At 36.7% G+C, this 12,615-nt stretch carries 14 protein-coding genes; all 14 read right to left on the bottom strand.

Annotated elements, in window-relative coordinates; translation table 11 throughout:
* Positions 1-143: 143 nt before the first annotated feature.
* Positions 144-359: a hypothetical protein gene (locus tag BHF68_RS14885; protein ID WP_069644462.1), complete on the bottom strand. Its 216-nt coding sequence runs from the start codon at positions 357-359 to the stop codon at positions 144-146.
* A 26-nt stretch (positions 360-385) separates the two neighbouring features.
* Positions 386-532, bottom strand: a complete 147-nt coding sequence (locus BHF68_RS15465; RefSeq protein WP_176719954.1) for a hypothetical protein — start codon at positions 530-532, stop codon at positions 386-388.
* Positions 533-1,629: 1,097 nt separating this feature from the next.
* The gene (locus tag BHF68_RS14875) at positions 1,630-2,223 is read right to left on the bottom strand and encodes a hypothetical protein (RefSeq protein WP_069644460.1); all 594 of its coding nucleotides are present in this window, start codon (positions 2,221-2,223) and stop codon (positions 1,630-1,632) included.
* 159 nt (positions 2,224-2,382) lie between these two features.
* Complete coding sequence (locus tag BHF68_RS14870) at positions 2,383-3,531, bottom strand: hypothetical protein (RefSeq protein WP_069644459.1); 1,149 nt, start codon at positions 3,529-3,531, stop codon at positions 2,383-2,385.
* Between the two features lie 144 nt (positions 3,532-3,675).
* Positions 3,676-3,777, bottom strand: coding sequence for a DUF3954 domain-containing protein (locus BHF68_RS15890; protein WP_367114270.1), 102 nt, complete (start codon positions 3,775-3,777; stop codon positions 3,676-3,678).
* Between the two features lie 496 nt (positions 3,778-4,273).
* Complete coding sequence (locus tag BHF68_RS14865) at positions 4,274-4,462, bottom strand: hypothetical protein (RefSeq protein WP_069644458.1); 189 nt, start codon at positions 4,460-4,462, stop codon at positions 4,274-4,276.
* Between the two features lie 22 nt (positions 4,463-4,484).
* Positions 4,485-5,360, bottom strand: coding sequence for a prephenate dehydratase (gene pheA / locus BHF68_RS14860; protein ID WP_069644457.1), 876 nt, complete (start codon positions 5,358-5,360; stop codon positions 4,485-4,487).
* Entirely contained in the window at positions 5,345-6,205 is an 861-nt protein-coding gene (gene proC, locus BHF68_RS14855; RefSeq protein WP_069644456.1) for a pyrroline-5-carboxylate reductase, read from the bottom strand. Before proC ends, pheA begins: the two co-directional genes overlap by 16 nt.
* Positions 6,206-6,215: 10 nt before the next feature.
* Entirely contained in the window at positions 6,216-7,463 is a 1,248-nt protein-coding gene (locus BHF68_RS14850; protein ID WP_069644455.1) for a glutamate-5-semialdehyde dehydrogenase, read from the bottom strand.
* A gap of 24 nt (positions 7,464-7,487) precedes the next feature.
* Complete coding sequence (proB, locus tag BHF68_RS14845) at positions 7,488-8,564, bottom strand: glutamate 5-kinase (protein ID WP_069644454.1); 1,077 nt, start codon at positions 8,562-8,564, stop codon at positions 7,488-7,490.
* Positions 8,565-8,719: 155 nt separating this feature from the next.
* On the bottom strand, positions 8,720-9,613 hold the full coding sequence (gene thrB, locus BHF68_RS14840) for a homoserine kinase (protein ID WP_069644453.1): 894 nt from the start codon (positions 9,611-9,613) through the stop codon (positions 8,720-8,722).
* 75 nt (positions 9,614-9,688) lie between these two features.
* On the bottom strand, positions 9,689-10,741 hold the full coding sequence (gene thrC, locus BHF68_RS14835; RefSeq protein WP_069644452.1) for a threonine synthase: 1,053 nt from the start codon (positions 10,739-10,741) through the stop codon (positions 9,689-9,691).
* A gap of 3 nt (positions 10,742-10,744) precedes the next feature.
* A complete protein-coding gene (locus BHF68_RS14830) occupies positions 10,745-12,064 on the bottom strand; it encodes a homoserine dehydrogenase (protein WP_069644451.1) in 1,320 nt (439 codons plus the stop codon).
* Positions 12,065-12,115: 51 nt separating this feature from the next.
* On the bottom strand, positions 12,116-12,574 hold the full coding sequence (locus tag BHF68_RS14825; RefSeq protein WP_069644450.1) for an ACT domain-containing protein: 459 nt from the start codon (positions 12,572-12,574) through the stop codon (positions 12,116-12,118).
* Positions 12,575-12,615 lie beyond the last annotated feature (41 nt).

Genomic DNA, 12,615 nt, shown 5'->3' with positions numbered 1-12,615 from the left:
ATTAGCAGTCCTATCGCTATAGCCTGATACCTGTACCCTGGGTTTGTCATAGCTTTGGGCCCTATAAAATCTAGTTTGATTATCTAGCCACCAGTCCTGGAATGACAAGAATACTGCTCGTAATTTCATTAGCCTGCAAAATACTATGAATTTCTAATACGTGGTAAAAATCCAGCGTCTTTTGGTGAATCATAAAAGACTACTAGTGTCTTATCATAGGCCACAGCTTCAACATTAACACTTTCATCTGCAATGATCTCCCCTAGCTCTCCACTCTCAGTGTCATTGTTGATATTAGCGTCTAGACTTATTGTAAAATGCCCTTCCTGAGCGGCCGCATATTCTCGCTTTGTAATCATATTTATTTCTCTAATTAGTTTCCATCTCACGAGCTGTGCAAGACTGCAGCTTGCAAAGTCCAGAATACTATTTTTGAATAATAGAAAACTAAACCCCTGTTATTATCTAGCAGCTCATCACGTGCGCTTCTGTCTCCTGCTTTCATTTTCTCATATAGTTCCTCATTGCTCATATGCAGCCCCCTTAGCTTGTGCTACTGCCCATATATTTGATATAATTAAGCGACAAATTGAGGAACTTCTTTTAATCTCTGCATGAGCGGGGATTTTTTCTTTTTATGTTATTCCCATTTCAATTGGTATTGTCTTAAGTCATTCAGCATGTATATAAATAAATTAGGGTGCGTACCTTTAATTACTTTTTTTATTGTTTTTGAATTATAAGTAACATTGCAAAATATATTCTTAAACCTCATGTTCTCAAGTGCTTGTAAGACTTCTATCACTTCTCTAAATTTCTCTCTCCTGAATCTAGGATCATTTACATGGTCCATAAAATCAAAAGGCATCTTTATGTCTATGTTATGTTTGTTTGCTAGTCTCTGCATTCTATATCTAATCTCAAGATGGCCGCCTTTGGTGCAATATTGAATAAAATAATACGTACTGTGCTTACTACACTTGCGACATTTAAGCTTGGCGTCTATCATATATAATTTTGCAAACCTTTTACCACATGAAGGACATACTAAAAAAATCTCTCTCCGTATCCTGTTCTTTGAGTCGATATATCTACCCAATATTTTTGGCAATTATATAGAAACTGAATTGATTCACTATTATTTTGTTTTATAAACTCTTTTACTTGTTTAACGTCAATATACATAAAGAGCATCAACCCTAAATAATAAGTGTTTTGTTAGGTGTGCAATTGCACCCTTTTTAGGGAGAAGGTGTTCCCATTCTGGTAATACCTTTATATCTGTTGCACATACCATAGCATTTTTTAACATATGCTAATGGCAAATGTTAGGCTTTGTTAGGTTGCAACGCAACGGAAAAACGTTGCATAGAGTGTTGCATGATTTTTTAACCAAAAACCATAGCATAGTAAGGCTCTCCAGCTTTTGTATATTGCAACCTTTTGCATTTGTGTTCCGTTTGGGAAAATTAATATTAAGGTTGCATTTCAGATGATGGGAGAGTGTTCACAAGCATAAAAAAGGGGTGCATCCTAGTGCATACCTTTGTGATGGTTAAAGCTACTACTTTTTAAATTAGAAGTAACCACCTACCTCCCGTTAAGTTTGTTTTGGAAAAAAAGCACCTTTTAAGGTGCAAGTACATCATAATGTTCATTCCTACATAAGGCTAAAAGAGAAGAAAATAAATATTCTACAAAATTGTCAAAGTCATCAAATAGTTTCATACAATCGTTTTTTGTGACAAATACAGTATAGGTCTCGCCGCTACAATATATCCCTAATTGTTTAAATTTCTCTATATCACTTTCTTTATAAACACCATAATTATGTGCCAATACATTTCTCAATTTTCTCCATTTATCTATGGTTTTATATGAACTATGCTTTTCTATACTAATGCCTGTCGTTTTTTCGAGATAAAAAACCGCTTGATTTATACCATATTTTTTTATATCTTTATAACTTATTCCTAAACCTAACTCTCTCTGAACTACTTCGCATAAAATGTTAATTAAATATTCATATCTACCGTAAATAGTAATTACAAATGCCTCACTTAATCTTGACAATAATTCAGAATCTTCATCTCTCACATATTCAATATCATCTATTTTAGATAAATAATATTTAATAATGTTCTTTTCCCTCTCAATATCATCTTTTACTTCATCATAATATTGCATTATAGCTAACTCAAAGTATTCAACCTCAAAGTACATAGTAGACACCCCCTCTCACTCCCAAATTTCTATGAGAGAAGGCGAATTCCTCTAACAATCGTTCGACAAATTTCGACGTTAATTGGAATCATTCGTTAAAAACAAAAAACACCAACTAGCCGTTAAGCTAATCAGTGTCCTCCAGATGTCTGGCGGGACTTATTTAATATCAAATATGTCAGAAACTCTTATATTTCCTTTAAATTTGTCAATTAAAAAATTATCTAAAAAAGATGCTCCTGCTCCGATAATAGGATCGGTTGCTCCTAATGCTGTCGGTATTGCAAAACGTATTGATTTCTCAATAAAACTTCCTTTGCTTTGCAATGCATCTAAATATGCTTTCCTAATCTCGTTCTCATCAGAATCGCCTAAATTAAATAATAATTCTCTTAAGTTTTTTGCTCTTCCTCTTATTTTCATTACTTTTTTAATATCAATTTGTTTATTTTCGATTAATGCTTTAATATTTGGAATCCCATCAAGATTAATTAAAAAATTAGCTGCTGATGCTGTCTTACCACTTTTGTAATAGATGCTTTTTAATTTTCCTTGAATAACCGCTTCAGTTGATGGGTTACCCCAAATACTTGTAGCGTTACATTCTAAAGAATTGAAGGTAACTACATTGCCTCTTAAAATTGAAAAAATCCTTGCTCCTACCAAAGAGAACAACTCATTTTTTCTTTCGATACTTATATCATCATTAAATTTCATATGTAAATTATTTCCACTATTAAAAACAACTTTATAAATTGCATTTTCTAGTAATTCCTTGATATATAAATCATACATAAAATCATTCATAAGCTTAATGCTTTCAGCAATTATTTGTTTATCGTTAATCTCTTTAATTATATTGCTACTTAATGTAGATTTATCTATTTTATTAAAATTTATAGTTTGCATGTTTTGATGTAAGATACTTCTTAACTCTCTTTTTTGCCTTCGTTTCAAGCCATTACTCTGGAATATATTTTCTAATACTTCATCAATATCAAATTCATATGGTAGAATATCTGGTTTTCCAATTATAAAATCAGCATTTTTTTTATTAGACAGTTTATACGTCACATTTTCTAAAGAAAAAACTATTATATTATTTTTAAGCAAACGCAATAAATTTTCATAATTTAATAACCTTAGCAATTTATCTAAAGCACCTAATCCAGGTTCTAAAGAGATTATAATTCTATCGTAAAAAATAATTGCTTCATACAATTTTACTAAATCGATAGTGATGGCATCAGCAGCTGTTGTTCTTTGAACGTTAAACGTATCAAAATATACTGTTTTATCATATTTCAAAACCCTTCCCCCTCATCAAACTTCACGCGTTTATCTTCTTAAATTTTCTACAACAAATGGAAATTTCCTGCTAGAAAAACAAAAAAGGCTGCCATAATGACAGCCTAGAGTTATCAGATTTTACTCGAACACCTAACTTCCATCCTAATCGGCTTGCCAGAAGATTGTCTGTTGGCCGTAACCAGTGCTAGGATTATCTAAGCGTATAATAGTACAATCCTTGACAATATACACAGCATCATCCAACAAGCTAATATGTCCACTGAAGCACTCTCTAAATTGGCAACTCGCTCTACAGAGGGTTTATGTGTTTTTATTGTTTTATGTTTATTTTGGTTTGTAAAAATGCTGAATTTGTCCACTGCAGAAATACATTTTTGCCATTTTGATGCATATATTGACCTCAAAATGTAGAAAAGACTTCAAATATACTTTTCTGATGCTGCTCTGAATATGATAAATAAACTCGTTCATTTTGTAATTGTTCAAAAGCAGCTTCTATAATGTATTCAGGTGAATATTTATATTATTCTTTTACCATTTATTAGTAACCCGTCATTGGTTTTTTGCAATCTTCTTTCATCATTTTCAAGGCGTTTCAAGGTCGAATAACGTGCTCGCGGGCACTAGCTATAAAGAAAACGACACCCTTGTAGTGTCGTTTCTTTACTGTTAATCATAGTATCATCATATATTTAAACAGGTTTTCTTCGTAATGTGTGGATAGATACTTCGTGTTCACCTATAATTTCATTGATAGACTTATGGTCGTCAAGAATTTGCTTAACATCTCACTAGTTTCTAATACAGCTTGTCTAATAAAAGGTATATCCTCGATATCTTTTTTAGTAGCCATATTCGCTTCGATATAAGTAACACGTGAATTTAGCTTTTGGAGTTCACTAAGAATTAAATCTAGTTTTTCGACCATAATGAAAATCTCCTATATTTTATTAGCTACTTTTTTTCGCTGGGACAAAGGTTAATAATTGATAGCTTCCCAGGTATTGTAATGTTGAGCCTGTTTTCTTAACGTGCGCCAATGCTCTCTGAACACTAGGGTCATCAATATGCCCTTGTAAATCAATAAAAAAGTGATATGAGCCTAGTTGTTTCTTTGTTGGACGGGACTCGATTTTAGTTAAATCAATTTCTTCCTCTGCAAAAGACCGTAGCACTTCATATAAAGCACCTGGATAGTCCTTCCCTAAGGTAACTAATATTGATGTTTTCCAAGGCTCATGAGGTGTAGAAACGTATTCGACAAGCTCATCTCTCTTTTTAGTAACTAAAACAAAACGGGTATTATTATTAGTCCGGTCTTGAATGTTTGCTGCTAGTATATTTAAGTCATAAATTTCTGCTGCCAAAACAGTTCCGATTGCTGCCATTTTCGTGCTTTTTGACTCATGAATCATCTCTGCTGCCTTAGCAGTGCTGTGCACAGTCTCTGTTATAGCGCTAGGCACGAATTCACGCAAAAACTGTCTACATTGTGCGATAGCCTGTGGGTGCGACGCAACAACTTCAACATCGTGTAAAGCAACGCCTTTATTTACAAGTAGGGAGTGAGATACTGGCACGACGACTTCCTTTACAATATATAACTCTACTTGATGCGCTAAGAAGTCTACAGTTAAATTAACTGAGCCTTCAATAGAATTCTCTATCGGTACTACTGCTGCATCAACTTCACCCTCATCGGCTGCAATTAACACATCAGCTATGCTTGGATATGGAATCATTTGATGATTATCTGGCATTAGCTGTTCTGCTGCTTGCTGTGTAAATGTTCCCTTCGGTCCTAGGTAACCTATTTTGTATTCCATATCTCTTTCTCAGTTTCCTTTCCAATTTCCTTTGCACGCTCCCGTGCACTCTCAATAGTTTTCTCTATTATTTCATGCAGGTCATATTTCTCTAATGTTTTTAAGCCAGCTTCGGTAGTTCCATTTGGAGTTGTTACTTGTTTACGCAAAATTGCTGGTTCAGCGTGCAATTCTACGAGCATTTTAGCAGCACCATAAACGGTCTGAACGACTAACTTGCGAACATCTTCTTCATTTAGACCTTGGTTAATTCCTGCCTTCTCTAAACCTTCAATTAAATAGTAGATATAGGCTGGTCCGCTACCACATAAAGCTGTTACTGCATCTATTTGTGACTCCTTAACAACAACTGCTTCGCCAACTGTTTCAAATATGCGCTTTACAGTTAATATTGTTTCGTTCTTTGCGTATTTTCCACCACAGATACCCGTGGCCGATTCGCATATTGCACTTGATGTGTTTGGCATCGTTCGAATAACTTCATTGCTAGACCCTAATATTTGCTCTATGACTGTAGTCGTAACTCCTGCAGCAATAGATATAATTACATGTTCCTTAGTAAGGAAGGGCTTTAAATTTTCACAGGCAGCCTTTACTGTCCACGGCTTAACTGCTAAAAGGATATAGCGGGATTTCTTACATCCATCTTCTAATGAATCTGGGATTTTTATCTCATAATCGTCCTTAAGCTCTAGCAATCTATGCCTGCTATTCTTATTTGTAACGTATATGTGCTTAGAAGGAATGATCCTTGAGTAAACTAAACCTTTTATAATTGCTTCAGCCATTGCTCCAGCTCCAACAAAAAATATGGAGTCTTCTATTTTTTCAATTCTATGTGGCATTAGCTGTCACCTACTTTCTAATTTGTCCTTTTCCATATACTCGGTATTTATAGCTTGTCATTTCAGGTAAGCCCATTGGACCTCTTGCATGAAGTTTTTGTGTGCTAATACCAATTTCGGCGCCAAAGCCGTATTGGAATCCGTCTGTAAAACGAGTTGATGCATTGTGATAAACTGCTGCCGCATCTACGTGGTTTAAAAACTTCGCCGCTACATTGTCATTGTCAGTAATAATGGCTTCGGAATGCCTACTTCCATACGTCTCAATATGCTCAATTGCTTCATCAACTGATTGAACAACCTTTAATGTTACTATATAATCTAAAAACTCTGTGTAGTAGTCTTCATCTGATGCCGCCGAAATTCTAGCATCGAGCTTTTGACTAGTTGGACAGCCTAATATTTTAACCTGTTTCTCCACAAGTGCATCTATAAGCTTTACTAGGCTTCTGTCAGCCCAAGCTTGGTCGACAAGAATCGTTTCAATAGCATTACATACTCCAGGTCTTTGTGTCTTTGCATTAATTGCAATCTCAATTGCCATATCTATATTAGCTTCTTTTTCAATGTATAAGTGACAGTTTCCAACACCAGTCTCAATAACTGGCACTGTTGCCTTTTGTACAACCATTTGGATTAATCCAGCGCCACCCCTAGGAATAACTAGATCTAGGTATTCATTTAACGTTAGCATCTCTTCTACAAGCTTACGATCTGTACCCTCAATATACTGAATGGTATCAGGAGAAATAGCTGTTTCTTGTAAGGCTTCCTTAACGATAGCTACAAGGCATAGATTACTGTGAAATGCATTAGAGCCTCCACGTAATAAAACTGCATTTCCTGTCTTAAGCGCAAGTCCTACTGCATCAATTGTTACGTTCGGACGGGCTTCATAAATCATCCCTATTAAGCCAAAAGGCACTCGAACCTTTTGTAAAACTAAGTCAGATTCAATTTTGTTCTCAAATAACACCTCACCAATTGGATCTTTAAGTTCTACAATTTGCTTTAAGCCTGTTACCATATCAAGAATCCGCGCTTCATTTAAGACAAGTCTATCAATAATAGCTTGTGATGTGCCATTGGCAACAGCTGCATCAATGTCTTTTTTGTTTTCTTGTACTATCTTGTCAATATTTTTCTCAAGTGCTTCTGCTATGGCTAATAGTCCTTGATTTTTGTCTTCAGTGCTAACTACTGCTAGTTTTCTACTTGCCGTTTTTGCCGTCTTCGCCTTCAGTAATAGTTCTGACATAGAATCTCCTCCTAATATTATAAGTTACACTATGAATAAATCGTTTTTATGTACAACGATAACGCCTTTAGGTAGGGTCTCTTCTTTAAGTAACATTCTCAGTTCCCCACTTGATAGACCAGAAATTCCTTTTCCAATTACTAGTCCTTCCTCCGTACAGATTTCTATAACAGAGCCTGCACAGAAATCTCCTGAGATATTTCTTAAACCAGCAAGTAGTAAGCTCTTATTATTCTGATGTATTGCCTGCGTTGCCCCACTATCTATATATATTTTACCTTGTGCTTTACTTGCAAAAGCTAGCCATTGTTTTTTATGTTTCATTGTTTCTTTAGCAGGTAAAAATTTCGTACCTATAAGTTCTTTTTCTATAAATAAGCGCTTTAACACCCAAGGTAGGCTACCGTTTGCGATAGTTACTGTTGCTCCACTTAGGGTAGCTATCCGAGCAGCTTCAATTTTAGTTGCCATCCCTCCAGTACCTGCCTTAGAGCCTGCACCTTTGGCCATTTTCTGAACGCTTTCATCGATTGCTTCAATAATATCAATCTTTTTGGCGTCAGGATTTTCCTTAGGATTATCTGTATATAAACCGTCTATATCTGTTAATAGAAGTAACGCATCTGCTTCTACAACTGCTGTAACTAACGCCGCTAAGCGGTCATTATCGCCAAATTTGATTTCATCGACAGCTACGGTATCGTTTTCATTAACTATTGGTATTATGCCGTTCTGTAATAATGTTTGAAATGTGTTTTTTGCATTAATGTATCTTTTACGATCAGATACATCTTCACTTGTTAACAATATCTGTGCTACATGCAAGCCTTCACACTGAAAAAGTTGCTCGTACCGGTGCATAAGTAGACCTTGCCCTACAGCAGCTGCTGCTTGCTTTTGTGGCAGTGTTAAAGTCTCACGCTCCCAATGTAGTCGTCCTAATCCTGCTGCAACAGCACCTGAAGAAACAAGTACGACTTCAAAACCCTTACGTGTTAAATAGGCTATTTGTGTAGTGAGTTTTTCTAATTGTTCATGATTAATAGTTCCATCTATAGTAATACTACTGCTTCCTACTTTTACAACGACTCTATTCTTCATTGAATCAACTCCGGATATGTGTATAAAGAAAAAGTTTTTCATCCTGATATTTTTTCAAGATGAAAAACAAATCTTATAGATATTTGCAACAGTTTACTTATATTTACTAAAAAAGTCAATCATCAGAACCTAATTACTGGCGAAAAAAACTACTATTATAGAACAACTTCTGCTCCAGTCATGATAGGAACAAGTCGTCTTACGGTGCATCGAATTCCATATTCAGTGAAAACCTGTTGCATAGTAGCTGCCACAGCATCTGAATTATCAATTGTTAAAGCTAGCATAGTAGGTCCTGCTCCACTTAACACGACCCCAATGGCTCCTACTTGTTTTGTTCGTTCTATTAAAGCGTTCATACCTGGAATTAAATCGCTACGGTACGGTTGATGCAAACGATCCTCCATAACCTCTGATAATAGCTCATAATTCTCTGTCAATAAGGACGATACTACTAATGAAGCGCGATTAACATTAAATAAAGCGTCTTGAAATGATACTTGCGTAGGCAAAACTTCCCTTGCTTTCTTTGTAGCTAAGAAAAATTCGGGAATTGCTACGATAGCCTGCAGTTGTGCGCCTGGTTTTATTTTATGATATAGTAAGTGTTCTTTGCCCCAACCAGCAATTACAATTCCACCTATAAGTGCCGGAAGAACGTTATCTGGATGTCCTTCTATCTCTGTTACAAGTTCAGCGAGTTGTTGCTCATTTAAAGGACTGCCTAATAAATTATTGGCTGCTACAACACCACCTACTACTGCCGCAGCGCTACTCCCCAAACCACGGGCAACAGGAATTTCGTTATGCAAGTGCATTCTTAAGCCTTTACACTCCTGACCCGCTTTATCAAATACCATTTTAGCTGCTTGATAGACGATATTAGTCTCATCAGTATCAATATCATTCATACCTACGCCACTAATGGTTATATCTAAGCTGTGATGGAAATCCATTTCAACCGTATTATACATATTTAGTGCCATTCCCATAGTATCAAAGCCTGGGCCTAAATTGGCAGTTGTCGCTGGCACTTTAACCTTAACCATGATTTCTCCTCCAAGTCAAATGTAACCTTTACTTAAAGCTTATAGCTATATCTATCCTAAGATTTTTGGCTATATCTATCCTAAGATCTTCGCAAGCACTGCCTGTTTGTCAGCTTTGATAACCTCTGGCTGGTAATTTGTAACCTTCAATGCAGTGTCAGGGTCTTTAAGACCATTCCCTGTAAGCACACTTACTACGGTAGCGCCTTTAGGAATAGATCCATCCTTCACAGATTGCAGGACACCTGCTAATGATGCAGCTGATCCAGGCTCTGCGAATACGCCCTCTCTTCTAGCCATTAGCTGATATGCTTCAATAATCTGCTCATCTGTTACCATATCAATTTTACCATTAGATTCTTTAGCTGCATTTACTGCTCCGTCCCAGCTAGCTGGATTACCGATACGAATAGCGGTAGCAATAGTTTCAGGTTGTTCAATTATTTGATTTTTCACGATAGCAGCAGCACCTTCTGCCTCAAAGCCATAAACTATAGGTGTCTTAGATGATTTTTGCATCTGGTGATACTCTTTAAAGCCTTTCCAGTAAGCAGTAATGTTACCTGCGTTGCCCACAGGGATTACTAAATAATCAGGAGCATCTCCTAATTGGTCACAGACTTCAAAGGCAGCCGTTTTTTGCCCTTCTATTCTGTATGGATTAACAGAGTTGACCAGGGTAATTGGCTGCTCCTCTGTTATTTCTCGAACTAGCTCTAGTGCCTTATCAAAGTTACCTTCGATGGCAACAACCTCTGCACCGTATATAATTGCTTGCGCAAGCTTGCCTAAAGCTATATTCCCTGATGGAATTAGCACAACACAACGCATTCCCATTCTTGCCGCATATGCTGCTGCCGCTGCCGATGTGTTACCCGTAGAGGCGCACATAATAACTTTGCTACCTTCCTCAGCCGCTTTAGCAACTGCCATAACCATACCTCTATCTTTAAAAGAGCCTGTCGGATTTAAACCTTCATATTTAAAATGCAATTCAATTCCTAGCTCTTCAGACAAGTTTTTTGCATATATTAAAGGAGTGTTACCTTCATATAATGTAACTTCTGGTGTGTTCTCATTTACTGGTAAGTACTCTTTGTACTTTTTAATAATGCCTTCCCATTTCACGGCTTAGTTGCCTCCCTCTTCTACTCTTACGATATTATACACTTGTATTACCTTAGCCAAGCTGTTAATTTCATCAGTAGCTGCTTTTAAGTCCTGATGACGAACGGCATGGGTTACTAAAACTACTTCCGCTTCTCCTTGCTCGCACTCATCACATCCAGAGCTTTGGCCTCCACGTTGGATAATAGATTCAACACTTACATGATGCTCTCCTAGGATACGAGTGATACCTGCTAATACCCCTGGCTCGTCTTTAGCTAACAGACGAATATAGCTCTTAGATACAACATCGTTGACATCTTTAATGTTCTTCTCATTATAACATGTGCAACCAATACGACCATTAGAGCCACTACGGATGTTACGTATTACCTCAACAACATCGCCCATTACAGCGCTTGCAGTTGGTAGCTCACCTGCTCCGCGTCCATAAAACATCGCATCACCTAAAGCTTTACCTTTAACAAACACAGCGTTATATACACCATTAACTGCTGCTAAAGGATGGTCATTTGGAATAAATGTCGGATGCACACGAACTTCAATTTGACCATTATCTTCTCTTTTAGCTACCCCTAACAATTTAATACTATATCCTAAATCCTTCGCATAGGAAATATCTCTAGCAGAAATTTTTGTAATTCCACTAACACTTACATCGTCAAACGTTACTCGCGAACTAAAGGCTATTGAAGCTAGTATTGCTGTTTTTCTTGCTGCATCGTAGCCTTCCACATCAGAAGTCGGATCTGCCTCTGCATATCCAAGCTCTTGAGCTTCTGCTAATACATCAGCAAAATCTGCCCCCTCCTGGGACATCTTGCTTAAAATATAGTTTGTTGTACCATTTAAGATTCCCATAACCTCTGTAATCTCATCCGCTGCCAGGCTCTCTTTAACTGCACGGACAATTGGAATCGCACCAGCGACAGCAGCCTCATACATTAAATCTTTCTTTTGTTCATCAGCTACTTCAAACAGTTCCTGACCTGAAACAGCTAATAAATCCTTATTCGCTGTCACAACATGCTTACCGTTTTGTAAAGCTTTTATTATTAGGTCCTTCGTATCTTCTAACCCACCCATAACCTCAACAACTATTTGAACATCAGGGTTTTCTACTACTTCCTGTGGGTTGTCAGTGAATACAGCTTGCGGAAGCTCTATGTCCCTCTTTTTATTTATGTTTTTAACGGCTACCTTAATAATTTCAATTGCATAGCCTGTTTTTTTGTTTAATTCCTCTTGATTATCAAAAATCATCTTCGCAACACCTGTACCGACAGTACCTAATCCTAATAAACCAACCTTTATTGTTTCCATAAGAAAAACCACTCCTCTAATTAAAATCTAATTTTGATACTATTGTTAATGCTAATTGATATTTTGCTCATTATGCCCAACTACTTGTGCTTTTTTTACACCTTTAAGGTTAATTAACTGCTCTAAAAACGAAGGAATATCTATATCCATCGATTTCGTTTCCATTGTCAGTGTTACAATCGCTAGTCCTTGTAGCGGTAGTGTCTGGTTGATTGTTAGAACATTTCCCTGATGCTTTGCTACAGTCTGCAATACATTAGATAGGACACCGAATTCGTGAATCAGTTCCATAGTAATGGTAACAATTCGCTCGCGCGACGCTTCATAGAACGGTAGGATACCATCTTTATATTTGTAAAAAACACTGCGACTAATTCCTACTGCCTCAACGGCTTCTGTTACTGTAGCAACCTCACCTTTACTTAAAAGCTCTTTAGCTCTTGCTGTCTTAACGATTACCTCTGGTAGAATGTCTGCTTCTACGAGATAGTATGTGTTTTGTTTTGCCATAGCGAACCACCTTTGTGTCCTTGTATGAAGAACAAGCGTCT

The sequence above is a fragment of the Desulfuribacillus alkaliarsenatis genome, from assembly GCF_001730225.1.
GTDB classification, from domain to species: Bacteria; Bacillota; Bacilli; order Desulfuribacillales; family Desulfuribacillaceae; genus Desulfuribacillus; species Desulfuribacillus alkaliarsenatis.
This window is presented reverse-complemented; position numbering and strand designations above follow the sequence as displayed.

Coding starts and splice junctions, on each gene's coding strand:
- BHF68_RS15465 (WP_176719954.1), bottom strand. CDS start 532: ATGAGCAATGAGGAACTATATGAGAAAATGAAAGCAGGAGACAGAAGC.
- BHF68_RS14885 (WP_069644462.1), bottom strand. CDS start 359: ATGATTACAAAGCGAGAATATGCGGCCGCTCAGGAAGGGCATTTTACA.
- proB (WP_069644454.1), bottom strand. CDS start 8,564: ATGAAGAATAGAGTCGTTGTAAAAGTAGGAAGCAGTAGTATTACTATA.
- proC (WP_069644456.1), bottom strand. CDS start 6,205: ATGCCACATAGAATTGAAAAAATAGAAGACTCCATATTTTTTGTTGGA.
- BHF68_RS14875 (WP_069644460.1), bottom strand. CDS start 2,223: ATGTACTTTGAGGTTGAATACTTTGAGTTAGCTATAATGCAATATTAT.
- BHF68_RS14830 (WP_069644451.1), bottom strand. CDS start 12,064: ATGGAAACAATAAAGGTTGGTTTATTAGGATTAGGTACTGTCGGTACA.
- thrB (WP_069644453.1), bottom strand. CDS start 9,613: ATGGTTAAGGTTAAAGTGCCAGCGACAACTGCCAATTTAGGCCCAGGC.
- BHF68_RS14825 (WP_069644450.1), bottom strand. CDS start 12,574: ATGGCAAAACAAAACACATACTATCTCGTAGAAGCAGACATTCTACCA.
- BHF68_RS14850 (WP_069644455.1), bottom strand. CDS start 7,463: ATGTCAGAACTATTACTGAAGGCGAAGACGGCAAAAACGGCAAGTAGA.
- BHF68_RS14865 (WP_069644458.1), bottom strand. CDS start 4,462: ATGGTCGAAAAACTAGATTTAATTCTTAGTGAACTCCAAAAGCTAAAT.
- pheA (WP_069644457.1), bottom strand. CDS start 5,360: ATGGAATACAAAATAGGTTACCTAGGACCGAAGGGAACATTTACACAG.